This window comes from Candidatus Annandia pinicola (genome assembly GCF_020541245.1).
In the GTDB taxonomy this organism is placed as follows: domain Bacteria; phylum Pseudomonadota; class Gammaproteobacteria; order Enterobacterales; family Enterobacteriaceae_A; genus Annandia; species Annandia pinicola.
On record NZ_CP045876.1, the window covers coordinates 43,500 to 69,586 of the forward strand.

A 26,087-nucleotide genomic window follows, 5' to 3' on the forward strand; every position below is an offset into this window, starting at 1 on the left:
TTTATATATTTAAATAATTATTATTTTTTAATTATATTTTAAATTAAATTTATAATATTAAATATAAATTATAAATTTTAAAATGGAATTTTTTATAAATGTATGCTATTTTAGAACATGGAAATAAACAATATTTAATTAGCAAAGGTAAAATTATTTTTTTAGATAAAATTAATTGTAATATAGAAAAAATAATATATTTAAAAAAAGTATTATTTTTATCATATAAAGATAAAATATATATAGGTAATCCTATAGTTAAAAATGTAATTGTTAAAATAAAAATAATAAAACATGGTCGTAATAAAAAAATTAAAATAATAAAATTTCATCGTCGTAAACATCATTTAAAAACACAAGGCCATAGACAATGGTATACTCAAATTAAAGTTTTAAAAATTGAAATTAATAAAATATAATAAAAAGGTAAAAAATGGCACATAAAAAAGCCGGTGGATCAACACGTAACGGTAGAGATTCTCATTCTAAAAGGTTAGGTGTTAAATGTTATGGTGGAGAAAAAATATATTCTGGAAATATTATTATTAGACAAAGAGGAACTAAATTTCATGCAGGTAATAATGTTGGTTGTGGTAAAGATTATACTTTATTTGCTTTAAAAGATGGTTATATATATTTTAAAAATAAAGGAAACAAAAATAAAAAGTATGTAAATATTTATGATAAAAAGTAAAATTTGATAATAAGATAGGACAATTAATGAAATTTGTTGACATTGCTTATATTTATGTAGTAGCTGGAAAAGGAGGCGATGGTATAATAAGTTTTAGAAGAGAAAAATATATACCTAAAGGAGGTCCTGATGGTGGTAATGGAGGAAACGGGGGTAATATTTGGCTAAAAACATCTAATAATTTAAATACATTAATAGATTTTAATTTTAAAAAAATATTTTTTGCTGAATCTGGTAAAAATGGTAGTAGTAAAAAAAAAACAGGTAAAGATGGAAAAGATTTATATATTAAAGTACCAATAGGAACAAGAGTTATAAATAAAGATAATAATAAAATAATTATTGATTTAATAAATAATAAACAATTATTATTATTAGTAAAAGGTGGTTCTTGTGGTATAGGAAATAGTAGATTCAAAAGTTCTACTAATAGAACACCAATAAAAAGAACTTTAGGTTTAGAGGGTGAAAAAAAATATATTAAATTAGAATTAATTTTATTAGCTGATGTAGGTACGTTAGGTCTTCCAAATGCAGGTAAATCTACTTTTATAAATATAATTTCTTCTGCTAAATCTAAAATATCTTATTATCCATTTACTACATTATCACCAAAATTAGGATTAGTAAAATTTAATAAAAAAAAAAATTTTATAATAGCAGATATTCCAGGAATTATAAAAAATTGTTATAAAGGAATTGGTTTAGGAATAAAATTTTTAAAACATTTAACACGTTGTAATTTACTATTACATATAGTAGATATTTCTTCACAAAATATAAATCATATTATAAAAAATATTATAAATATTCAAAATGAACTTAAAAAATATAATAATAAACTATATAAAAAAAACCGTTGGTTAATTTTTAATAAAAGTGATTTAGTTAATATAAAAAAATCTATTAAATTATCTTCTATAATAATTAAAAAAATAAATTGGAATAAAAAATATTTCATAATTTCATCTAAAACTAACATTGGGATTAATGAATTATGTTTTAACATTATAAAATCAATTTATAATAAAAATTAAAAATGAAAAAAAAAAACACTATAACTCCTATGACAGCACAAGGTGCAGAAATTTTACGTAAAAAACTTAATGAACTAAAAAAAAATAAAATACCTTATATAATAAAATTAATATCTTCATCTAGAAAAAATGGTGATTTAAAAGAAAATTCAGAATATCATGCAGCCAAAGAAGAACAATCTTTTTTTGAAAATAAAATTAAAGAGATTGAAGATAAATTATCAAATGCTGTTATTATAGATACAAATATAATTAAAAATTATAAAAAAATTGTTTTTGGAATACCTTTTACTATATTAAAAATTGATAATAATAAAAAATTTAATTATACTATAGTAGGTAAAGATGAGGCTGATATTAAAAAAAATATGATTTCTATAAATTCACCTATAGCTAGAAGTTTAATAGGTAAATATATAAAAGATATTATTACAGTCAATACTCCAAATGGAAATATAAAATATAAAATATTAAAAATAGGTAAAAATTAATTATTAATGTTTTATTTTAATTAAAAATAAAATTATGAAAAAAAATAAATTTAATAATAAAATAAGTAATTTTTATAAAAAAAAAATTAATGATTTTTATTATAAACAATCTAAAATAAAAAAATTAAGATCAAGAGCTTGGTTTAAATTAGATCAAATAAATAAAAAAGAAAAAATATTTTATTCTGGTATGAATGTAATAGATTTAGGATCTTATCCTGGTAGTTGGTCTCAATATGTAATTAATAAAATAAAAAAAAATGGAAATTTATTATCATGTGATTTATTACCAATGAAAAATATTTCATATAATAGATTTAAATTTATTCAAGGTAATATTATAGATAAATTAACTATTAAAAAAATCTTAAAACATTTTAATAATAAAGGAGTAAATATTATTATTTCAGATATGTCTCCAAATATTAGTGGTATATCTTATATAGATAATTATAATACTATAAAATTATTTAATGCTGCTTTTAATATATGTAAAAAATTATTATCTTTCAATGGTTATTTTTTAATAAAAATATTTCAAAATAATAGTTTTAGTAAATATATAAAAAAAATAAAAAATTTTTTTTTAAAAATTAAAATATGTAAACCTAAATCATCAAAATCATATTCTAAAGAAATATATATATTAGCTAAAAAATATTTAATAAAAAATATAATTAAGGATTAAAATTGAAATATATAATAAAAAACTTTATTTTATGGTCAATTGTTTTATTTTCTTTGATATCTATTTTAAAAAAATGTGACTCATTTAAATATTGTAATAATTTAGTAGATTATTCAACTTTTTTAAAAGAAATAGATAATGATAAAATTAAAGATGTTATAATAAAAGGACATCAAATACAATTTATAGAAAAAAATGATATTAAATATAATACATATATTCCTATTAATGATACTAAATTATTAAATTGTTTATTAAAAAAAAATATTAGAATTTTTGGAACACCAAAAATATTACCTGGAATATTAACTTCTATTTTTATATCCTGGTTTCCTATATTTTTTTTTATAATAGCATGGGTATTATTTTTAAAAAAAATTCAAGGAAACAATAAAGGATCTTTGTATTTTAGCAAAAATAAAGCTAAACTTATTTTATTTAATAATGTTTATACTACATTTAAAGATGTTGCTGGTTGTGATGAAGCTAAAGAAGAAGTTAAAGATATAGTAGATTTTTTAAAAAACCCTTTTAAATTTCAAAAACTTGGAGGAATAATACCAAAAGGAATATTAATGACAGGACCTCCTGGAACTGGTAAAACTTTATTAGCAAAAGCAATTGCAGGAGAAGCTAAAGTACCATTTTTTATTATTTCGGGTTCTGATTTTGTTGAAATGTTTGTAGGTGTAGGAGCTTCTAGAGTTAGAAATATGTTTGAAGAAGCAAAAAAAGTAAAACCATGTATAATATTTATAGATGAAATTGATGCTGTAGGACGTCAAAGAAGTTTTAATAGTTTTGGTAGTAGTAGTGATGAAAGAGAACAAACTTTAAATCAAATATTAGTAGAAATGGATGGTTTTGATAAAAATCAAGGTATAATAATTGTAGGTGCTACTAATAGAGAAGATATTTTAGATAAAGCTTTATTAAGACCAGGAAGATTTGATCGTAGAGTAATGATAGATTTACCAAATATTATTGGTAGAGAACAAATATTAAAAATTCATATTAATAATAAATCTATAGATAAAAATATTGATACTTTAATTATTGCAAAAAATACTGTAGGTTTTTCAGGAGCAGATTTAGCTAATTTAGTAAATGAAGCTATATTATTAGCAGTTCGTCAAAATAAAAATATTGTTTCTATGGAAAATTTTGAACAAGCAAAAGATAAAATATTAATGGGTACTGAAAAAAGATCTTTAATTGTAACTGAAGAACAAAAAGAATATACTGCTTATCATGAATCTGGTCATGTTATTGTAGGTTATTTAATGCCAGAAAATGATCCAATACATAAAGTAACTATTATTCCACGTGGCAATGCTTTAGGAATGACTTTTTTTTTACCTCAAAATGATATATCTAATGTTAGTAAACAAAAATTAGATAGTCGCATTGCAACATTATATGGAGGAAGATTAGCAGAAGAAATTATATATGGAGATAAATATATTTCTACAGGAGCTTCTAATGATATTAAAGTAGCTACTAATTTAGCAAGAAATATGGTAACTAAATGGGGTTTTTCTGATAAATTAGGACCATTATTATATAAAGAAAGTTATGATAAAAATATGTTTAGTAATTTTAAAAATGTAAAAATATCTGAAAAAACTTCTTATATAATTGATAAGGAAATTAAAAAAATAATAGATAAAAATTATAATACAGCAAGAAAAATATTATATAATAATATTGATATATTAAATAAAATGAAAAGTTCATTATTAAAAAATGAAACTATAGATATAATAAAAATAAAAGAAATAATGAAACGTTAAGAAATTATTATAGAATATTATTAATTTTAACATAATAAAATATAAATTGAAAATATTTAATAATTAACTTTTCATAAATATTTAGATATTATTGAAATCAATTTAATATTATTTTAGAGGATAATTAATTTTGTATATATTAATTATTTTATTTTTTTTTTTAATATCTTTAATTTTAATATTTTTAATTTTTATTCAACAAAATAAATTATTTTATAATAATTTTAACAATACAAAAAAATTTAGTAACTTAGTAAATCGTTATTTTTTAGAATATATAATTTTAATTTTAACAGCTATATTTATTATATTTAATATTGTTATTATAAATATAAATAATACAAATTATATTAATTAAAAAATAATATTTAATATTTTTTTAATTAAAATAAAATTTTTAAGTTGACTATTTAATACAACAATGTTTTTTTTATTTATAAAAATTATAAATTAAATCAACTTTAATAGTAATTTGTAATTATAAATAAAAAATTTATAATTTGAAATGATTATATTATTAATTAAAAAAAAATAATATTAATAAAAAAATTATTAATTAATAAAAATAAATTTTAAAATTGATAAAAAAAAAAAAAGAAAAAGAAAATAATCATGAAAATAAAAATGAAATAAATATTAATTTTATAAAAAAAAAAAAAATTAATTTAATAGATTTATCATCTAAAATTTGTATTAAAATTTCTAAAATAGTTAGTTATATAATTAAATTTGGTATTCTATTGACTACTGAACAAAAAATTGATAATTATATTATACTATTTATAATTAAAATATTATTAAAATATAAAAAAATAAAAAAAAATAAAAAAAAAAAAAAAAAAATATCTAAAAATAAATTAAATAACAAGATATATTCTCCAATTGTTACTATTACTGGTCATGTGGATCATGGTAAAACTTCATTAATTGATTATTTAAAATCCAATAAAACTACTTCTAAAGAATATAGTGGTATTACTCAAAATATAGGAACATATCAAATTAAAACTAAAAATGGTAAAATTACATTTTTAGATACTCCTGGACACTCAGCTTTTTCATCTATGAGAGAACGTGGTATTAAAATGACTAATATTATGGTATTAATAATAGCAGCAGATGATGGTGTAATGCCTCAAACTATAGAATCTATAAAATATGCAAAATTAAATAATATACCTATAATAGTAGCAATTAATAAAATAGATAAAATTAAATTAAAAATTGATAGAATAATTAATGAATTAACTAAATATCATATTGTATCTGAAGAATGGGGGGGTGATAATATTTTTGTTAATATTTCTACAAAATATGGTGTAGGTATAGATGATTTATTAAATTTAATACTATTACAAGCTGAAATGTTAGAAATAAATACTTTTCACAATATTAAAGCTCATGGTATAATAATTGAATCCCATAAAAATATTAGTAAAATCCCCATAACTAGTATTTTAATAAATCAAGGTACTTTACATGTAGGAGATATTATTTTATGTAATTCAATTATTGGAAAAGTTTCTTCTATAAAAAATTTTAGTAATAAAACATTATTAAAAGCATTACCAGGAACTCCAGTAAATATTATAGGATTTAATAAAAATCCTATATCTGGAAATAATATTATTGTTATAAATAAAAATAAAATATTAAAAAAAACAAACCATAAAAAAAATATAAATAAAAAATTAAATATTTCATATGATTATAATTTTGAAGAAGAAAATAAAAATATTATTTGTATAAATATAATATTAAAAACAGATAAAAAAGGTTCAATAGATGATATATTAAATGAAATAAATAATATTATTGATAATAATGTAAAAATAAATATAATAAAAAAAAAAACAGGTAATATAACAGAAAAAGATATAATTTTAGCATCTAGATATAAATCAATAATATTAGGATTTAATGTAGAAATAGAAAAATCATCTTATGAAATAAAAAAAATTAAAAAAATAAAACATGTTTATTGTTATCATACCATTCACCATTTAATAAGTGATGTAAAAAAAATAATTAAAAAAGATGTAAGTATTTTAAATAAAAAAAGATTTATGATTAGTGGTATAGCAGAAATTAGAAATATATTTAAATCAACTAAATTTGGTACTATTGCTGGTTGTATGGTGTTAAATGGCATAATAAAAAGAAATAATTATATAAATATAGTAAGAAATAATTTAATTATTTTTCAAGGTTATTTAGAATCATTATATAGATTTAAAAGAAATATAAAACAAGTAAGTATTGGTATGGAATGTGGAATAACTATTAAAAGTTATAGAAACTTTAAAATAGGAGATAAAATAAAATCTTTTAATAGTTAATAAGGATTTAATAAATGACAAATTTATTTAGATTGGAAAAAATTGAAAAATTAATTAAAAAAGAAGTATCTATAATTATTAATTATGAAATTAATAACCCTAAAATTAAAAATAGAATAATTATTGTTTCTCAAGTTAATGTTTCTTTAAATTTTAATCATGCTAAAATTTTTGTTATAACTTTAAATGATAAATATTATAAAAATATAATAAATGAATTACAAAAAGCAAATTTATATATACGTCATGTTTTAAAAAAAAAAATAAAATTAAGAAAAATTCCAAAACTAAGTTTTGTATATGATAATTCTTCTAAAAATGGTAATAAAATATTGAAATTATTAAAAAAAATAAATAATAAAATATAAATTAATGATAAAAATGAAAAAAAAAAAAAAAAATATAAATGGTGTTGTTTTATTAAATAAAGATAAAAAATTTTTTTTAAATAAAATTTTAAATAAAATTAAAAATAATAAAAAAATTGAAAAATATGAATATGTTAGTAATTTAGATCCATTAACTACTGGAATACTTCCAATTTGTTTTGGAAAATCCTTAAATTTTTCAAAATTTATAATTAATTCAAATAAAAAATATCATATTATTATTAAATTAGGAGAATATAGTGATGATGAAGATGATTATAACAATTACATATATTGTATAGATTATTATTTTTTAAAAAATGAAAATAATAATTTTAGAAATTATATATTACATTATATTTTTAAAAAAATGATGGATAAATGTTATAATAATAATTCTAATATGATAAAAAAAAAAGATATAATTAAAATTTATTCAGTTGAATTAATAAAATTTAAGGATAATTTTATAGAACTAATGATTCATTGTTCTAAAGGAACTAGTATTCGTTCAATAATTAATAAAATTCAAAAAAAAATTAGACACAATATTTACATTAAATTTATAAAAATTATTCGTTTATCATATTTTTTAATAAATAATACAATAGAATTAAAATATTTTTATGAAAAAATATATAAAAAAAATAAAATTTGTAATATAAAAAAAACATTATTACCAATAGATACTGCAGTATCAAATCTTCCAATATTAAATATAGACCATGATTTATCAAAATTTTTAATTAAAGGAAATAAAGTATTAATAAAAAAAAATATTAGATTTTTACCAAATAATATGTATAGGATTACTACAGATAATCAAAAAAAATTTATTGGTGTATTTGAATTAGAATATGGTTATATTATTCCTAATAAATTTAAAAAAAATAAAAGGTATTAAAAAAAGTGAATATTAATAAAAAATATATTATCGAAATAATTAAAAAATATGGAAAAAAAAAAAAAGATAGTGGATCTACAAAAGTTCAAATAGCTATTTTTACTTATAGTATTAATTATTTACATAAACATTTTATAAAAAATCGTAAAGATTATCATAGTAAAATAGGTTTATTAAAAATGGTTTCAAAAAGAAGAAAACTACTTAATTATTTACAAAAAATAAATAAGAATGATTATATTAATTTAATAAAAAACTTAAAATTACGTAGGTAATAAATTTTAAAATTATTTTTTTTTATAAAATTTAAAAATTTCAAATTTATATAAATTAAAACTTTATAAAATAAATTAATTTAAAAAATATAAAAAAATAATTAATGATATGTTTTAAGGAAAACAATTTGTTTAACTATTTTTTTCATAGATTTAAATATGGTAAATATATTGTATCTATTGAAAACGGTTTTATAGCCCGTAAAACTACATCATCTGTTTTAATAAATATGAATAATACTATAATTTTAGTAAATGTTGTATGTAAAAAAAATAAATCATTTCAAAATGATTTTTTTCCTCTTAATATACAATATCAAGAAAGATCATATTCTGCAGGAAAAATCCCAGGAAATTTTTTTCGTAGAGAAGGTAGACCTAGTGAAAATGAAATTTTAATATCTAGATTAATAGATAGATCTGTTCGTCCTTTATTCCCTACAAATTTTTTACATGAAATTCAAGTTATTGCTACATTAATTTCTTTAAATCCTGAAGTTAATCCAGATATTGTAGCTATTATAGGAGTATCTACAGCATTAAGTATATCAGGAATACATTTCAAAGGTCCTGTAGCTTCCTCTAGAGTAGGTATTATTAATAATAGTTTTGTCCTTAATCCTAATATTTCTGATATGAAAAAAACAAATTTAGATTTAATAGTATCAAGTGTTAAAGATGAAATATTAATGATTGAAGCTAAAGCTAATATATTAAATGAAAAAAAAATGTTAGAAGCAATAGATTTTGGATGTAAAACACACTATGAATTAATTAATAACATAAATATATTTATGAATAAAACTAATAAATATAATTCTATTTCATATAATTGTGTAAAAAAAGATATAAAATTATTAAATAATATTAGAAAATTATTTGAAAAAAGGGTTATACAAGTATATTTATTTAGAAATAGAGAAAATATTTATGAAAAAATTAAAATTATTAAAGAAGAAATTTCTGAAATTTTATTAAAAAAATTTAATAAATATAGTGAAACTAAAATAAATTTTGTTATAAAAAAAGTTGAAAAAGAATTATTAAAGTATTTAATATTTAATAGTAGATCTAGAATTGATAATAGAAAAAATGATAGTATAAGGCCTTTACATATGGGTGTAAACTTTACTCCTAATACACATGGTTCTTCTTTTTTTACTAGAGGTAAAACACAAGCTATTGTATTTATAACTTTGGGTACTTCGAGAGATGCTCAAAATAGAGATGAATTATATGGTAAAAAAGGAAGCAATAGTTTTTTATTTCATTATAATTTTCCACCATATGCAGTTGGTGAAATAGGTATTTTAGGTGTACCTAAGAGAAGAGAAATTGGTCATGGTAATTTAGCAAGAAAAAGCTTTTTATATTTAATGCCAAGTTTAGAAATATTTCCATATACTGTTAGAGTAGTTTCAGAAATAACTGAATCTGATGGATCATCATCAATGGCTTCAGTATGTGGGGCTTCATTGGCTTTAATGGACGCAGGGGTTCCTATAAAAAAAGCTGTTGCAGGAGTTGCCATGGGTTTAATTAAAATTAAAAATAAATATGTTATTTTAACTGATATATCAGGATATGAAGATAATATTGGAGATATGGATTTTAAATCTGCAGGAACTATGAATGGAATAACTTCTTTACAAATGGATATTAAAAATAAAGGAATTAATTTAAAAATTTTAAAAATAATTTTAGAAAAAGCAAAAAAAGCTCGTATAAAAATATTAAATTTTATGAATAAAATTATAAAAAAACATCGTAAAAAAATTTCTAAAAATGCACCTCATATATATAAATTTGAAATTAATCCAAAAAAAATAAAAGATATTATAGGTAAAGGTGGTTCAGTTATAAAAAAAATAACAGAAACTACAGATACTCAAATAGATATAGAAAACAATGGAATAATAAGAATATCCTCTTCTAATAGCAAAAAAGCAAAAAAAGCTATAGTTTTTATAAAAAAAATAGTTTCTGATATAAAAATTAATAATATTTATTGTGGTACTGTTACTAAAATAGTTAATTTTGGAGCATTTGTTTTAATTAATGATAAACAAAAAGAAGGTTTAGTTCATATATCTCATATTATTAATAAAAGAATAAATAAAGTAAAAGATTATTTAAAAATAGGTCAAAAAATATATGTTAAAGTTTTAGATATAGATAGACAAGGAAAAATAAGATTAAGTATAAAAGAAGCTAAAGAAGAAAATTTATTAAATAAAATTATATTACCTGATTAATTTTTTTTTTTTAATAAAAAAAAATAAGTAAAATTATTGAAATTATACAATTATAATTATTTTTTTTTTTTTATTTTTTTTTTTTTTTAATATTTAATTATTTAATTTTATTTTAGTTTAATAAATTTTTTATTATTTAAAAAAAAAAAAAATGAGTATTAAAATAAAAAAATTTTATAATATTGGTATAAAAAATAAAATTTTAAATTCATTAAATAATATTGGATATTATAAACCATCATTAATTCAATCAAAGTGTATACCATATTTATTAGATGGTTATGATATTTTAGGTACAGCACAAACTGGTAGTGGCAAAACCGCAGCTTTTGCATTACCATTAATTCAAAAAATAAATTTAAAAAAAAAAAAACCACAAGTATTAATATTAACACCTACAAGAGAATTAGCTATACAAATTTCAGTATTTTTTAAATCATTTTCTAAATATATACATAAAATTAAAATTTTAGCATTATATGGAGGACAAAATTACGATATACAATTAAAAAAATTAAAAAATAAGCCCCAAATAATAGTAGGAACTCCAGGAAGGTTATTAGACCATTTAAAAAGAAGAACATTAAATTTATCTAAAATAAATAGTTTAGTATTAGATGAAGCTGATGAAATGTTAAGAATGGGTTTTATTGAAGATGTAAAACTAATATTATCTAAAATACCATATATACATCAAACTTCTTTATTTTCAGCAACTATGCCAAAAGCTATAAAAAAAATAGCTAAATATTTTATGAGGTTTCCTAAAGAAATTAAAATTAAATCAAATATTAAAAATAGACCTAATATTAATCAAAATTACTGTGAATCAAATAGTAATAAATTTAATACTTTAGTTAAATTTTTAGAAATTGAAGAATATAATGCAGTAATTATATTTGTAAAAACTAAGTATTCTACTATAGAAATTGCAGATAATTTAAAACACAGTGGTTATTATAATAGCGCTGCATTAAATGGAGATATGAATCAAAATATAAGAGAAATGACATTAAAAAGATTTAAATCTGGTTATTTAGATATTTTAGTTGCAACAGATATTGCTGCAAGAGGTTTAGATATAGATCGTGTTAATTTAGTTATTAATTATGATATTCCAATGGATGTAGAATCTTATATACATAGAATAGGAAGAACTGGTAGAGCTGGACGTTATGGTAAATCTTTATCATTAATAAAAAAAAGTGAGTATACAATATTAAAAAATATAAAAAAAAAAACTAAAACAAATATAAATAAAATATTAATTCCTAATGATAATTCAATTAGTAAAAAACGTCAACTTTATTTTATCCAAAAAATAAATAAAAAATTACTAAATAAAAATTTATATAAATATAAAAAATTTTTTTTATCGATAAAAAAATATTATTTAGATAAATTAATAAATATAAAAAATATAAAATATATAATATTAAAAATTTCAGAAAACAAAAAAAAACTAGTTATTTCTTCTAAAAATATACCTATTTTAAATAATAAATATAATTATATTAAATCATTAAAATATAATTATAAATATAAATCAAATAAATAAATATCAATATTAATTATACATATAATTTTTATTTTTAAGTATATCATTATTTTTACACAAAGTAGATATCAATAGTGATTTTATTGTGTGTAATCTATTTTCTGACTGTTGAAAAACTAAACTTTTTTTTGATTCAAAAACATTATTAGTAACTTCAATTCCTTTTGAATTTAAATTATATTTATTAATAATTTTATTTCCAAGGATTGTTTTTCTATCATGAAAAGATGGCAGGCAGTGAAGAAATTTGATTTTTGGATTAAAAGATTTTTTTAACATTGATAAGTTTACTTGATATTTTTTTAATTGAAGTATTCTCTGACACCATTTTTTTTCAGATTCACCCATTGACAACCATACATCTGTATATATAAAATCTGTATTTTTTATACCCAATTCTATATTTTCAGTAATTGTAATTTTACCACCGTTATATTCAGAAATTTCTTTACAAATATTAAAAAATTTTTTTTTAGGGTAATATTTTTTTGGAGATATTAATCTTAAATCAAAACCAAAAATTGCTGCAGCTTCTAACATAGAATTACTTATATTATTTTGTGCATCGCCTATATATGATATAATAATTTCATTAAAATATTTTCCTGATGGCATATTTTCTTTAATAGTCATTAAGTCTGCTAATAATTGTGTAGGATGAAAATCATTAGTTAAACCATTCCATACTGGTACATTAGAATAATTAGCCAATTCTTCTATAACACTTTGATCATATCCACGATATTGTATACCATGATAAATTTTGTCTAAAACTCTTGCTGTATCTTTAATTGATTCTTTATATCCAATTTGACTATTTTTAGAATTTAAATTAGTAATAAAAGCACCTTGATCATAAGCTGCTACTTCAAAAGAACACCTTGTTCTAGTAGATTCTTTTTCAAAAATTAAAGCTATATTTTTATTAACTAGTTTTTTATCCTCTATATTTTTTTTTTTTTTTTTTTTTAATATAGAAGCTAATTCTATCAAATAAATAATTTCTTTTGCATTAAAATCAAATAACCTTAAAAAATCTTTTTTATATATAGTTTTCATATATTCCTATTATATTAAAAAAATAAATATTTTTATTAATATTATTTAATTAATTATATTATTTTTTTTTATTAAATTTATTTATTATTTTTTTACAAATCAATAAACGTTTTTTATTTTTATTAATTATTTTTTTAGGGGCTTTAATAATAAAATTTTTGTTATTTAATTGTTTTTCTAAATAAATAATTTCTTTAAAAATATTATCTTTATTTTTTTTTAGTTTTTTTGATTCATAATTTTTATTTATTTTATTATTTATATTAATTATAATTTTTGTTGTATCAATTATTCTTGTAATATATTTATTAATTTTTATATCTTTAGATAAATAAATTATTTTATTTAAATTCAAAATAATTTTTAAAATATTTTCGTTTTTATATAAAAATAATAAATTTTTTTTATCATATAAAAATATTGTAATTTTTTTTTTTTTTGAAATTTTATATTCATAACGTAAATTACGAACTTCAATTATAATATTTTTTAATATTTTTATTTGTTTTAATATTAAAAAATTTACTTTTTTTTTATTATATTTAGGAAATTTTTGTAACATAATTGTTTCATTTTTAATATTTTTTAATAACATTATTCTTTGCCATATTTCTTCTGTAATAAATGGTATTATTGGATGAGCTAATTTTAAAATTATTTCTAAAACATTAATTAGTGTATATCTTGTATTATATTTTTCTAATTTAGAACCATATTTTAATATTGGTTTTATAAATTCTAAATACCAATCACAAAATTCATTCCAAATAAAATTATATAAATAATTAGATGCTAAATCAAAACGATAAATATTTAAACTATTACTATAATTTTTTATTAAATTATTTAATTCAATTAATATCCAATCATTAAATTGATAAAATAATTTTATATTTTTATTATTATAATTATAATTTTTATTTTTTGTATTAATTATAACAAAACGACTAGCGTTCCATAATTTATTACAAAAATTTCTATAACCTAATATACGATTTGTATTTAAATTTATATTTCTACTTGTTGATGATATAGAAGATAAAGTAAATCTTAATGCATCAGCTCCTGAAGATTTTATACCATTTGGAAATTCTTTTTTAGTTTTATGAATAATTTTTTTAATTAAATCAGTTTTTATTATATTTTCTGTTCTTTTTTTTATAAGTTTTTCTAAATTAATACCATCTATAATGTCTATTGGGTCAATAATGTTACCTTTAAATTTAGACATTTTATTTCCATTTTCATCTTTAACTAATCCAGTAATATATATTTTTTTAAAAGGGATTTGTGATTTACCATCATTATTTTTAATAAAATACATTGTTAACATTATCATTCTAGCTACCCAAAAAAATATAATATCAAAACCAGTTACTAAAATATCAGTAGGATGAAATTTTTTTAAATAATTATTTTTATTAGGCCACCCTAAAGAAGCAAATGTCCATAAACCAGATGAAAACCAAGTATCTAATACATCTTTATCTTGAAATAATTTAATATTATTTGATATATTATATTTAATTCTTATTTCTTTTTCATTATTTCCAACATATATTTTATTATTTAAATTATACCATGCAGGAATACGATGTCCCCATAATAATTGTCTTGAAATACACCAATCTTTTATATTATACATCCAAGAATAATACATATTTTTATATTTATTTGGAATAAATTTTATTTCATTATTTTCTACTATTTTAATAGCTTTTTTAGATAAAAGAGATGTTTTAATATACCATTGATTTGTTATCATTGGTTCTATGATTGTATTACTTCTATCTCCAAAAGGTATAAAAATTTTTTTTTCAACAGTTTTTTTTAATAATTTTAAATTTTTAATTTCATTAATAATTTTTTTTCTTGCAACAAATCTATCAATATTTTGAAATTTTTTTGGTATTACAAAATTTTTTAAATTAATTTTATTATTATAATTATTATAAATAATTACTTTATTTCTAATAATACCTTTTTTATTTAATACACTAACTATTGGTAATTTATTTTTTATACCTATTTCATAATCATTAAAATCATGTGCTGGTGTTATTTTTACACATCCAGTATGTTTATTAATATTTATAGAATTATCACTAATTATAGGAATAGTTCTATTTATTATTGGTAATATTACTTTACTTCCAATTAAATTTTTATATCTATTATCTTTTGGATTAACAGCAACAGCAACATCTCCTAACAAAGTTTCTGGTCTTGTTGTAGCAACAATTAAATATTTTTTATTATTTTTAGTTTTTATATTATCATTTAAAAAATATTTAATATACCATATAAAACCATAAATTTCCTTATTCTCTATTTCTAAATCAGATATTGCAGTATTTAATTTAATATCCCAATTTACTAAACGTTTTCCTCTATATATTAAATTATTATTATATAAATCAATAAAGGCTTTTTTTACAGATAATGAAAAATCATCATCCATAGTAAATCTATAATTTTCCCAATCTATAGAATTACCTAATCTTTTTATTTGTCTAATAATATTTTTACTTGAATAAATTTTCCATTCTAATATTTTTTTAATTAAATATTTTTTATTATAATCATTTTTATTATATCCTTTTTCTTTTTTAATTTTATTTTCTACTAATAATTGAGTAGCTATACCTGCATGATCTAATCCAGCTTTCCATAAAACATTTTTACCTTTCATTCTTTTATATCTTATAATAATATCCATTATAGTTTGTTGAAATGCGTGTCCCATATGTAAATTACCAGTAATATTTGGAGGTGGCATCATAATACAAAAATTATTTTTATTACAATTCATATCAGTTTTAAAATAACCATTAGATTCCCAATTTTTATAAATATATTTTTCTATATTTTTAGGTTGATATATTTTATCCATAATTTATTTTTTTATTTTAATTTTTTTCATATATTATTTTAAAAAAAATATATTAAAATAATTTTTTATTTTAATGATATATTCATTTTAGATTTTTTTAATAAAAATTGTATTAATAAATATAAAGGTCTTCCAGTAGCACCCATACTTTTATAACTATAAGATGTTCCAGCAATATCTAAATGAGCCCATATATATTTTTTTGTAAAATATGATAAAAAACAAGCAGCATAAATTGCTCCTCCTGAATTATCATTAGCTACATTAACTATATCAGCAAAATTTGAATTTAATCTTTTTTTATATTCATTTTTAATTGGTAATAACCAAGTGTGGTCTCCAGAAATTTTTGCAGCATTTAATAATTCTTTTATTAAAATACTATTATTAGACATTAATCCATTAATTTCATCACCTAATGCAACAACACAGGCTCCTGTTAAAGTTGCTATATCAATTACTATTTCAGGATTAAATCTTTTAATATAAGTAAATACATCACATAAAACTATTCTTCCTTCAGCATCGGTATTAATAATTTCTACATTTATACCAGACATACTTTCTATTATATCACCAGGACGATAAGAATTTCCTCCTGTCATATTTTCACAACAAGCTAATACCCCAATTACATTTAATGGTAAATTTAATTTTGCTATTATAATCATCAATCCATAAACAACTGATGCTCCACACATATCATATTTCATTTTATCCATCTTGTTAGAACCTTTAATAGATATTCCACCTGAATCAAAAGTTAAACCTTTACCTATAAATATTATTGGCTTTTCATCATAATTTTTATGATTATTATACTTTATTATAGACATTAAAGATTCATTTTCTGATTCTCTACCTACGGCTAAATAAGCATTCATACCTAATTTTTTCATATCCTTTTCATTAATATCAAAAACTTTAATTTTTTTTGGAAAAATATCTTGAAGTCTATAAGATCTCATAGATAAATAAGCAGAATTACATATATTAGAAGGTAAATTACCAATATCTTTAACTATTTTAATACCACTAGAAATTGCCATTGCTTGTTTTATTGCTATATTTACTAAGTTAATATCATATTTTTTATCTATATAAAAAATAATTTTATTTATATTAAAAAAATTTTTATTATTTTTTAATTTATTAAAAATATACAATTTATCTTCTATTATTTCTATTGCTTTTCTTATTTTCCAATAAATATTTAAATTATAAACATTTAATTCTGTAAAAAAAAAATTTATTTTTTTTATATTTGTATTTTTTATTATTTCAATACTATTGTTAACAATATTTAAATAATTATTAACATTAAAATATTTTTTTTTACCGCATCCTATTATTAATAAATATTTATATTTAATATTTGGAACGTTATATAATAATAAAAATTCATTAATTTTTCCATATATTTCATTATAATTAATTGCAGATAAAATATAATTATTACTCGTTATATTTAATTTATTACCAATAAAAGATAATTTTTTATTTTCAAATATAGATATTAATGCACATGTACTAGTTTCTTTATCCAAAATATCATGATTTAATGTAAATTGCATAAATATCCTTAAAATTTTAATATTAATTTTAAAATTATATATTATAAAATAATTTAAAAATATAAATTATTTTAAAGGAAATTAAATGAAAATAATAACTAGATTTGCTCCAAGTCCGACTGGTTATCTTCATTTTGGTAATATGAGAACAGCTTTATATTCTTGGTTAATAGCTAAACATTATAATGGAAAATTTATTTTAAGAATAGAAGATACTGATATTAAAAGATCATCAAAAAAATATATAGATTATATTAAAAAAGATATGAAATGGTTAAAATTAAACTGGGACGAAGGACCATTTTTTCAAACAAATAGATTTAGATTATATAAAAAATATTTAAATTATATGATTAATAATAATATTGCATATAAATGTTATTGTTCTAAAAAAAGATTATTAAAATTAAAAAAATATCAAATTAAAAATGGTATTAAACCTAAATACGATAATTATTGTTTAAAAAAAAAAATTAAATATTCAAATAAATATTATGTTATACGTTTTAATAATCCAAAATATGGATATACTACTTTTAATGATCAAGTTTATGGTAATATTAAAATAAAAAATTCTGAATTAGATGATTTTGTTATAGTAAGAAATAATGGAATACCAACGTATAATTTTTGCGTAGTTATAGATGATATAGAAATGAAAATAACTCATGTTGTAAGAGGTGATGATCATATTAATAATACACCAAAACAAATTAATATAATTAAATCATTAAATGCAATAATACCTTTATATATACATTTACCTTTAATTTTGAATATTGATGGTAAAAAATTATCTAAACGTAATGATGATAATAAAATTTTAAAATATAAAAAAAATGGTTTTTTACCAGAAGCAATATTAAATTTTTTATTAAGACTTGGTTGGTCATATGGAAATAAAGAAATATTTAATATTAATGATATGATTAATTTATTTAATATTAAAAAAATTAATAAATCTCCTAGCACTTTAAATATAAAAAAAATTTTATCACTTAATAAATATTATATGAATAATTTACCTTTATCATATATTAGTAAATATTTAAGATATTTTCTTAAAAAAAATAAAATAAAAATGAAAAATAAAACTAATTTAAATATAATTATAAATAATTTTATAAAACATTTTAACAATATTAAAGAAATGTCATTATATTTTTATTATTTTTATAAAAATAATTTTAAATATAATTATAAATTATTTAAAAAATTTATCAATTATAAATTATATAAAACTTTAATAATATTATATAATGTTATTAATAATATTAAAAAATGGAACTATAAAAATATTAATTATTCAATAAAAAATATATCTTTTAAAAAAAAATTAAAAATAAAATATATATTTATATTACTAAGAATTTTTATTATGGGATTAAAAGAATGTTTTAGTATAGTTAAAATAATATATTATATTAAAAAAAAAATTTTTTTATTAAGAATAAAAAATGGAATAAAATTTATTTTAAAAAATAAATTTTATTTTACAAAAAAATAAAAGAAATTGACTTTACAATAAAATTTGTTTATATTATTTATCATAAGCTATTAATTTATTTTTAGGGTAATTAGCTCAATTGGTAGAGCGTCTCCTTTACACGGAGAGGGTTGGCGGTTCGAGTCCGTCATTACCCAATTATAATTTAAAAATATTATGAGGGTCGTTAGCTCAGTTGGTAGAGCAGTTGACTTTTAATCAATTGGTCGCAGGTTCGAATCCTGCACGACCCATTTTTTTTATAAAATAAATAAAAAAAAATTAATAATCAATTTAATAAAAATGTATTTTTTTTATAATTTATAAATTTTTTTTATTACAAAAAAAATAAATTAAATTGAGGCATATGATGTCAACAAATTTTTTAGTTGGAGATGTAGGTGGTACAAATATAAGACTTGCTTTATATAATAACAACAATGGAAAAATTTATAATATTAAATTTTTTTTAACTTCTAATTTTAAAAATTTAGAAAAAGTTATAAGTATTTATTTAAATAATAATAAAAATATAAAACATGGATGTATTGCAATTGCCTGTCCTATAATTAATGATTGGATTGAAATGACAAATAATAATTGGGCTTTTTCAGTATTTAAGTTAAAAAAAAAACTTAATTTTAAAACTTTAAAAATAATTAATGATTTTATAGCTATTTCTATGTCAATACCTATTTTAAATGAAAAAAACTTAATACAATTTGGAGGTAAAAAATCTGTTAAAAACAAACCAATAGTAGTATATGGAGCAGGAACAGGTTTAGGTGTAGCTCATCTTATAAATGTAAATAATAAATGGATAAGTTTACCTGGAGAAGGAGGTCATGTAGATTTTGCTCCTAACAGTAAAGAGGAATTAATAATATTAGATATATTAAGATCTGAAATTGGTCATGTTTCTATGGAAAGAATATTATCAGGAAAAGGATTAGTAAATTTATATCGTGCAATAACAAAAATGAATAATAAAAAAGTAAAAAAGCTAAAACCTGAAGATATTTCTAAAAAAGCAATGTCTAATGAATGTATATATTGTAAAAAAGCATTAACATTATTTTGTATTATTATGGGTCGTTTTGGTGGAAATTTAGCTCTTACCTTAGGTACATTTGGAGGAGTATATATTGCTGGAGGTATAGTTCCAAAATTTTTAAGTTTTTTTAAATCTTCTAATTTTAGATTAGCTTTTGAAGATAAAGGAAGATTTAAAAATTATGTTAAAGATATACCAGTTTATATGATTACTTATAATCAACCAGGATTATTGGGGGCTGGTTTTTATTTAAATCAAATATTAAAAAAAACATAATTTTTTTTTAAATTGTAAAAAAAATATAATCATAAATAAAAAAAATATATATATAAAGGAAATAATTTTATGAAAAATATTAATTTAAAAGAAGTTATACAAAGATTATCTACTGTTCAAGATATTTTAAGATGGGTTTTTAGTAAACTATCATCATCAAATGTTTTTTTTGGTCATGGAATTGATAATGCATGGGAAGAATCATTACAATTAGTTTTATCTGTTGTTAATTTACCATTTGAATTTAGTAAAGAAATGCAAAAAACTAAAATAACAAAAAATGAATGTTATCAAATATTAAAAGGAATTAATAAAAGAATAAAACAAAGAGTACCTATGCCTTATATTATTGGTAAATCTTTATTTTATGGTTATGAATTTTATGTTGATCAAAATGTTTTAATTCCAAGATCTTCTATTGCAGAAACTATAATTAATAAATTTAATAAATATATAAATAAAAAACCCAATTATATATTAGATCTTTGTACTGGAAGTGGTTGTTTAGCAATTATATGTTCTTATCTTTTTCCAAATTCTGTTATTGAAGCATCAGATATTTCTAAAAAAGCTTTAAAAATAGCTAAAATTAATATATTAAAACATAAAAAAATTAATATAAAATTAATTAATTCTAACTTATTTAATAATTTATCATTAAAAAGATATAATATTATTATAACTAATCCTCCTTATGTAGATAAGTCAGAATTTAAAAGATTACCAAATGAATATTATTATGAACCACCATTAGGGTTAGTAGCTAATGAAAATGGATTAGAATTTATAAATAAAATAATTTACTATTCTTATAAATATTTAACAGATGATGGTATTTTGATATGTGAAATAGGTAATAATAAAAAAAAAATATTAGAATATTTTCCAGATTTACCATTTCAATGGGTAGAATTTAAAAATCCTCATTGTAATGTTTTTGTTTTAACAAAAAAACAACTTATGATACCAGATATGTTTTTTTAAATAAAAAAATTAAAATTTAAAAAAATAAATAAAGGAAATTATGGCTGGAAATACTATTGGAAAAATATTTCGTGTTACAACTTTTGGTGAATCACATGGAAAATCATTAGGTTGTATAGTTGATGGTGTACCACCTGGTTTAAAATTAAAAAAAAAAGATTTACAACATGATTTAAATAGAAGAAAACCAGGAACATCAAGATATACTACACAAAGAAGAGAAGAAGATAGTATAATTATTATGTCTGGTGTATTTAATAATTTTACTACTGGTACTAGTATAGGAATGTTAATTAATAATAATGATTGTAGATCTCAAGATTATAAAAACATAAAAAGTATTTTTCGTCCTGGACATGCAGATTATACTTATGAAAAAAAATATGGTATTCGTGATTATAAAGGAGGTGGTAGATCTTCAGCTAGAGAAACTGCTATGAGAGTTGCTGCAGGAGCTATAGCAAAAAAATATTTATTTTTAAAATATAAAATTAAAATACGTGGTTATTTATCTCAAATTGCAAATATTAAATGTAATTTTGATAATTGGAATATTGTAGATAAAAATCCATTTTTTTGTCCTAATTTATTACAAATTAAAAATATAAAAAAATTAATAAATCAACTAAAAAAACAAGGAAATTCTATTGGGGCTAAAATTACTATTATTATAGAAAATACACCAATAGGTTTAGGAGAGCCAGTTTTTGATAGATTAGACGCTGATTTAGCTCATTCATTAATGAGCATTAATGCAGCAAAAGGTATAGAAATAGGTGATGGATTTAAAGTAATAAATAAATTAGGAAGTCAACATAGAGATGAAATGAATAAAAAAGGTTTTATTACTAATCACTCAGGAGGAATATTAGGAGGAATTAGTACAGGTCAAAATATAAAAATCAATGTTGCATTTAAACCTACTTCAAGCATAAAAATACGTGGTAATACTATTAACAATAAAGGAAAAGAAGTTAAAATAATTACTAAAGGAAGACATGATCCTTGTGTAGGGATTAGAGCTGTACCTATTGCAGAAGCTATGGTTGCTATTACATTAATGGATCATATTTTAAGATATAGAGCACAATGTTTTGATATTTTATAAAAATTTATATTAAATATTATTAATAATATTAAAAATTTATTTAAAATAAATATTAAAAAAAAACAAAATTTTAATATTTAATTATTAAAATAAATAATATAAATAACAATATTTTTTTTATTTAATATAAATATGAAAATTGCACTTTGTATAGAATATAATGGTAGTAAATATTGTGGTTGGCAAAGTCAAAAAAAACAAAATAATATTCAAGATAAAGTACAATATGCTATATCAAAAATAGCTAATCAAAAAATTAAAATTTTTTGTGCAGGAAGAACTGATACTGGAGTACATAGTATTGGTCAAGTTATACATTTTGAAACAAATATAGAAAGAAAAAACAATGCTTGGACTATAGGGGTAAATAATTATTTACCTAATGATATTTCTATAAAATGGATGAAAAAAGTAAAAAATAGTTTTCATGCAAGATTTAGTGCATTATCAAGAAGATATTTTTATGTAATTTATAATAATATTTGTAGACCATCAATTTTTTTTAAAAATGTAACACATATAAAAAATAGTCTTAATGTAGATAATATGTATAAAGCAGGTCAATTATTATTAGGTGAAAATAATTTTAATTCATTTAGATCATCTAAATGTCAATCTAAAACACCTTGGAGAAATATTATACATTTTAATATTATAAAATACAAACCACCTTATATAATATTTGATATAAAAGCAAATTCTTTTTTATATAAAATGGTTCGTAATATTATGGGAAGTATTATAGAAATTGGAAAAGGAAAACATCCTATAAAATGGTTATCTTACGTTTTAAAATCTAAAGATAGAAAAATGGCAGCAGCAACAGCTAAAAATACAGGATTATATTTATCAGAAATAGAATATCCATATTATTTTAATTTACCTAAATTTAAAAATACATTTTTTTTATAATTTTTTATTTTAAATTAATAATATTTATTATTAATATTTTTTTATAATATTTATTGCATTGATGTTAATGCAATTGTATATAATATTTCTTCTAATGATGCTCCTCTAGATAAATCATTTACTGGTTTATTAATACCTTGTAAAATAGGTCCTATAGAAACTATTTCAGAAGTCCTTTGTACTGCTTTGTAAGTAATATTACCTGAATTTAAATCAGGAAATATAAATATATTAGCACCACCAAATAAAACAGAATTTGGTTTTTTTTTACTTAATACTTCTGATGATACAGCAGCATCATATTGTAAAGGACCATCTATTATTAAATTTGGTTTTTTTTTTTTAACAATTTCAGTTGCATTAAAAACTTTTTCTATATCTATTCCTGAACCAGAATTACCAGTAGAATAAGAAAGCATAGCAATTTTAGGAATAATTTTAAATTTAATTGCAGTTTCAGCTGATTGTATAGCAATTTCAGCTAATTGATTTGCATTAGGATTTATATTAATAGCACAATCACTATACATAAAAACTTTATTTTTAAATAACATAAAAAATAAAGAAGATATTAAAGAATATTTTTTTTTTATTTTAATTAGTTGTAGTGCTGGTCTTATAGTATCTGATGTAGTATTATCAATTCCAGCTACTAAACCATCTGCTTCACTATATTTTAACATTAAAGTAGATAATATTATGTTTTTTTTTAAATCTTTTTTTGCTATTTCTTTAGTCATTCCCTTATGTTTTCTTAATTCTATATATTTATCAATATATTTATTACGAATTTTTTCTGGATTAATAATTTTAAAATTATTTTCATTAAATTCAATTTTATAATGTTTAATAATATTATATATTTTATTTTTAGATCCTATTAAAGTACAATTTGCAATATTATATTTAGAACAAATAGATGCTGCAAGTATAATTTTAATATTATTACCTTCCGGTAATAATATGTTTTTATTGTTTTTATTAGATAATGATATAATTTTTTTTATAAAAATATTTATTGAATTTAAATTTTTCATTTTTTTTTAAATTTATTTAAATATAATATTTATATTTTAAAAAAAATTATAAATATTATATTTAAATTTTAAAATTAAATTAATTGATTAAACTAAATTTATCCCTTCTTTAGCAATCATTAATTCTTCGTCTGTAGGTAACACCAATATTGGTAGTGTATTTTTTTTATTTATAAAACCAATTTTATTATTAATAATTTTATTGTTAAAATCATTATCTATAGCAATATTTAACAATGAAAAATTTTTAATACTTAATTTTCTCATTAAAGCTGAATTTTGACCTATACCTCCTGTAAATACTATAGCATCTAAGTATTTATCAATTAATGTTATATAACCTCCAATATATTTAGATAAACGATGACAAAATATATCTAATGCTATTTTAGATTTTTTATTTTTATTATATTTACTTTCAATATAACGAAAATCATTATTATTTTCTGTTAAACCTAATATACCAGATTGTTTATTTATTAAATTTTTTATATTTTTTATAGAAATACCTAAACATTCATATAAAAAGAAAATTATATTAATATCAATATCCCCGCTTCTTGTACCCATTAATAATCCTTCTGATGGTGTTAAACCCATAGAAGTATCAATTATTTTACCATTATTAATAGCTGCAACAGAAGAACCATTTCCTAAATGACATGCTATAATTTTAAGTTTACTAATTTTTTTATTAAATATTTTTGAAGTTTTATATACAATATATTGATAACTAATCCCATGTGCTCCATATCTACGAATTCCATAATTTTTATATAATTTGTAAGGCAACCCATATAAATACGATTTTTTAGGCATAGTTCTATGAAAAGATGTATCAAATACAGCCACATTTTTTTTAGATAAATGAGGACAAATTTTCATAGATTCATAAATACCTAATAAATGAGAAGGATTATGTAATGGAGCAAATAATATAGCTGATTTAATTGATTTAATAATTTTATTATCAATTAAAGAAGATTTAGTTGCTTCATAACCTCCATGTACAATTCTATGTGCAATAACTTTAATTTTATTAAATAAAATATTTTTTTTTAAAATATTATTAAAAATAAAATTTATTGTTTTTTTATATGAAATTTTTATTATATGTTTTATTTTTTTTTTATTATTCAAGTAATCATACCAATTAATACTAATTTTATTTGGTCCTAAATATTCTACATTACCATATAAATATCTTTTTTCTAATAAAGGATTTATAATAACAAATTTTAAAGAAGAACTTCCACAATTTAATACTAATGATAATTTATCTGACATTAATATAACCTATAT

Annotated in this window: 21 protein-coding genes, 2 tRNA genes and 1 pseudogene; 19 read left to right on the plus strand and 5 right to left on the minus strand. The window is 18.6% G+C overall.

The genetic code is table 11. The features are described 5' to 3' along the window. Positions 1-98: 98 nt before the first annotated feature. The 12 genes and pseudogenes from rplU to GFK87_RS00275 all read left to right on the plus strand — a co-directional run bounded on the left by rplU (position 99) and on the right by GFK87_RS00275 (position 12,402). A complete protein-coding gene (rplU, locus tag GFK87_RS00220; protein ID WP_226799166.1) occupies positions 99-419 on the plus strand; it encodes a 50S ribosomal protein L21 in 321 nt (106 codons plus the stop codon). Positions 420-433: 14 nt separating this feature from the next. Next, positions 434-694 (plus strand): 50S ribosomal protein L27, encoded by a 261-nt coding sequence (gene rpmA / locus GFK87_RS00225; protein WP_226799168.1) that lies wholly within the window; start codon positions 434-436, stop codon positions 692-694. A gap of 26 nt (positions 695-720) precedes the next feature. Next, positions 721-1,731, plus strand: coding sequence for an Obg family GTPase CgtA (gene cgtA / locus GFK87_RS00230; protein ID WP_226799170.1), 1,011 nt, complete (start codon positions 721-723; stop codon positions 1,729-1,731). Between the two features lie 2 nt (positions 1,732-1,733). Further along, positions 1,734-2,222, plus strand: a complete 489-nt coding sequence (gene greA / locus GFK87_RS00235) for a transcription elongation factor GreA (protein ID WP_226799172.1) — start codon at positions 1,734-1,736, stop codon at positions 2,220-2,222. Positions 2,223-2,256: 34 nt separating this feature from the next. Continuing rightward, on the plus strand, positions 2,257-2,910 hold the full coding sequence (locus tag GFK87_RS00240; protein WP_226799174.1) for an RlmE family RNA methyltransferase: 654 nt from the start codon (positions 2,257-2,259) through the stop codon (positions 2,908-2,910). Between the two features lie 2 nt (positions 2,911-2,912). Further along, positions 2,913-4,700, plus strand: a pseudogene (ftsH, locus tag GFK87_RS00245) (ATP-dependent zinc metalloprotease FtsH); the annotation flags it as partial. 581 nt (positions 4,701-5,281) lie between these two features. Continuing rightward, positions 5,282-7,042, plus strand: a complete 1,761-nt coding sequence (gene infB / locus GFK87_RS00250) for a translation initiation factor IF-2 (RefSeq protein WP_226799175.1) — start codon at positions 5,282-5,284, stop codon at positions 7,040-7,042. Between the two features lie 14 nt (positions 7,043-7,056). Continuing rightward, positions 7,057-7,410: a 30S ribosome-binding factor RbfA gene (gene rbfA, locus GFK87_RS00255; RefSeq protein WP_226799176.1), complete on the plus strand. Its 354-nt coding sequence runs from the start codon at positions 7,057-7,059 to the stop codon at positions 7,408-7,410. 13 nt (positions 7,411-7,423) lie between these two features. Further along, positions 7,424-8,314, plus strand: a complete 891-nt coding sequence (locus tag GFK87_RS00260; RefSeq protein WP_226799177.1) for a tRNA pseudouridine(55) synthase TruB — start codon at positions 7,424-7,426, stop codon at positions 8,312-8,314. A 5-nt stretch (positions 8,315-8,319) separates the two neighbouring features. Next, complete coding sequence (rpsO, locus tag GFK87_RS00265; RefSeq protein WP_226799178.1) at positions 8,320-8,589, plus strand: 30S ribosomal protein S15; 270 nt, start codon at positions 8,320-8,322, stop codon at positions 8,587-8,589. A gap of 128 nt (positions 8,590-8,717) precedes the next feature. Next, positions 8,718-10,844 carry a polyribonucleotide nucleotidyltransferase gene (pnp, locus tag GFK87_RS00270; RefSeq protein WP_226799179.1) on the plus strand — a complete coding sequence of 709 codons (2,127 nt, stop codon included), beginning with the start codon at positions 8,718-8,720 and terminating at the stop codon, positions 10,842-10,844. Positions 10,845-10,995: 151 nt separating this feature from the next. Beyond that, positions 10,996-12,402, plus strand: a complete 1,407-nt coding sequence (locus GFK87_RS00275) for a DEAD/DEAH box helicase (RefSeq protein ID WP_226799180.1) — start codon at positions 10,996-10,998, stop codon at positions 12,400-12,402. 9 nt (positions 12,403-12,411) lie between these two features. On the opposite strand, the gene argF is transcribed toward GFK87_RS00275, so the two are convergent. From argF to GFK87_RS00290, 3 genes are all read right to left on the minus strand, one after another. Then, positions 12,412-13,461, minus strand: a complete 1,050-nt coding sequence (gene argF / locus GFK87_RS00280; protein WP_226799181.1) for an ornithine carbamoyltransferase — start codon at positions 13,459-13,461, stop codon at positions 12,412-12,414. Between the two features lie 58 nt (positions 13,462-13,519). Then, on the minus strand, positions 13,520-16,354 hold the full coding sequence (locus GFK87_RS00285; RefSeq protein ID WP_226799182.1) for a valine--tRNA ligase: 2,835 nt from the start codon (positions 16,352-16,354) through the stop codon (positions 13,520-13,522). A 65-nt stretch (positions 16,355-16,419) separates the two neighbouring features. Beyond that, on the minus strand, positions 16,420-17,928 hold the full coding sequence (locus GFK87_RS00290; RefSeq protein WP_226799183.1) for a leucyl aminopeptidase: 1,509 nt from the start codon (positions 17,926-17,928) through the stop codon (positions 16,420-16,422). Positions 17,929-18,013: 85 nt separating this feature from the next. Here GFK87_RS00290 and gltX point away from each other — a divergent pair, with 85 nt between their 5' ends. The 7 genes from gltX to truA all read left to right on the plus strand — a co-directional run bounded on the left by gltX (position 18,014) and on the right by truA (position 23,748). Further along, positions 18,014-19,435 (plus strand): glutamate--tRNA ligase, encoded by a 1,422-nt coding sequence (gene gltX / locus GFK87_RS00295; protein ID WP_226799184.1) that lies wholly within the window; start codon positions 18,014-18,016, stop codon positions 19,433-19,435. Between the two features lie 64 nt (positions 19,436-19,499). Then, positions 19,500-19,572, plus strand: a tRNA-Val gene (locus GFK87_RS00300). A gap of 23 nt (positions 19,573-19,595) precedes the next feature. Further along, positions 19,596-19,668, plus strand: a tRNA-Lys gene (locus tag GFK87_RS00305). A gap of 116 nt (positions 19,669-19,784) precedes the next feature. Continuing rightward, on the plus strand, positions 19,785-20,744 hold the full coding sequence (glk, locus tag GFK87_RS00310) for a glucokinase (protein ID WP_226799320.1): 960 nt from the start codon (positions 19,785-19,787) through the stop codon (positions 20,742-20,744). Between the two features lie 69 nt (positions 20,745-20,813). After that, entirely contained in the window at positions 20,814-21,728 is a 915-nt protein-coding gene (gene prmB / locus GFK87_RS00315; RefSeq protein ID WP_226799185.1) for a 50S ribosomal protein L3 N(5)-glutamine methyltransferase, read from the plus strand. Positions 21,729-21,768: 40 nt separating this feature from the next. Beyond that, positions 21,769-22,836: a chorismate synthase gene (gene aroC / locus GFK87_RS00320; protein ID WP_226799186.1), complete on the plus strand. Its 1,068-nt coding sequence runs from the start codon at positions 21,769-21,771 to the stop codon at positions 22,834-22,836. 132 nt (positions 22,837-22,968) lie between these two features. Then, the gene (truA, locus tag GFK87_RS00325) at positions 22,969-23,748 is read left to right on the plus strand and encodes a tRNA pseudouridine(38-40) synthase TruA (protein WP_226799187.1); all 780 of its coding nucleotides are present in this window, start codon (positions 22,969-22,971) and stop codon (positions 23,746-23,748) included. 50 nt (positions 23,749-23,798) lie between these two features. On the opposite strand, the gene pta is transcribed toward truA, so the two are convergent. Together pta and GFK87_RS00335 are read right to left on the minus strand one after the other, a co-directional pair. Beyond that, complete coding sequence (pta, locus tag GFK87_RS00330) at positions 23,799-24,785, minus strand: phosphate acetyltransferase (protein WP_226799188.1); 987 nt, start codon at positions 24,783-24,785, stop codon at positions 23,799-23,801. Positions 24,786-24,872: 87 nt separating this feature from the next. Next, positions 24,873-26,072, minus strand: a complete 1,200-nt coding sequence (locus tag GFK87_RS00335; protein WP_226799189.1) for an acetate/propionate family kinase — start codon at positions 26,070-26,072, stop codon at positions 24,873-24,875. Between the last annotated feature and the right edge of the window lie 15 nt (positions 26,073-26,087).

Excerpts from the sequence above, each read along its gene's own strand:
- rplU (WP_226799166.1), top strand. The coding sequence starts at position 99 with ATGTATGCTATTTTAGAACATGGAAATAAACAATATTTAATTAGCAAA.
- rpmA (WP_226799168.1), top strand. The coding sequence starts at position 434 with ATGGCACATAAAAAAGCCGGTGGATCAACACGTAACGGTAGAGATTCT.
- cgtA (WP_226799170.1), top strand. The coding sequence starts at position 721 with ATGAAATTTGTTGACATTGCTTATATTTATGTAGTAGCTGGAAAAGGA.
- greA (WP_226799172.1), top strand. The coding sequence starts at position 1,734 with ATGAAAAAAAAAAACACTATAACTCCTATGACAGCACAAGGTGCAGAA.
- GFK87_RS00240 (WP_226799174.1), top strand. The coding sequence starts at position 2,257 with ATGAAAAAAAATAAATTTAATAATAAAATAAGTAATTTTTATAAAAAA.
- rbfA (WP_226799176.1), top strand. The coding sequence starts at position 7,057 with ATGACAAATTTATTTAGATTGGAAAAAATTGAAAAATTAATTAAAAAA.
- GFK87_RS00260 (WP_226799177.1), top strand. The coding sequence starts at position 7,424 with ATGAAAAAAAAAAAAAAAAATATAAATGGTGTTGTTTTATTAAATAAA.
- GFK87_RS00275 (WP_226799180.1), top strand. The coding sequence starts at position 10,996 with ATGAGTATTAAAATAAAAAAATTTTATAATATTGGTATAAAAAATAAA.
- argF (WP_226799181.1), bottom strand. The coding sequence starts at position 13,461 with ATGAAAACTATATATAAAAAAGATTTTTTAAGGTTATTTGATTTTAAT.
- GFK87_RS00285 (WP_226799182.1), bottom strand. The coding sequence starts at position 16,354 with ATGGATAAAATATATCAACCTAAAAATATAGAAAAATATATTTATAAA.
- GFK87_RS00290 (WP_226799183.1), bottom strand. The coding sequence starts at position 17,928 with ATGCAATTTACATTAAATCATGATATTTTGGATAAAGAAACTAGTACA.
- gltX (WP_226799184.1), top strand. The coding sequence starts at position 18,014 with ATGAAAATAATAACTAGATTTGCTCCAAGTCCGACTGGTTATCTTCAT.
- glk (WP_226799320.1), top strand. The coding sequence starts at position 19,785 with ATGTCAACAAATTTTTTAGTTGGAGATGTAGGTGGTACAAATATAAGA.
- prmB (WP_226799185.1), top strand. The coding sequence starts at position 20,814 with ATGAAAAATATTAATTTAAAAGAAGTTATACAAAGATTATCTACTGTT.
- aroC (WP_226799186.1), top strand. The coding sequence starts at position 21,769 with ATGGCTGGAAATACTATTGGAAAAATATTTCGTGTTACAACTTTTGGT.
- truA (WP_226799187.1), top strand. The coding sequence starts at position 22,969 with ATGAAAATTGCACTTTGTATAGAATATAATGGTAGTAAATATTGTGGT.
- pta (WP_226799188.1), bottom strand. The coding sequence starts at position 24,785 with ATGAAAAATTTAAATTCAATAAATATTTTTATAAAAAAAATTATATCA.
- GFK87_RS00335 (WP_226799189.1), bottom strand. The coding sequence starts at position 26,072 with ATGTCAGATAAATTATCATTAGTATTAAATTGTGGAAGTTCTTCTTTA.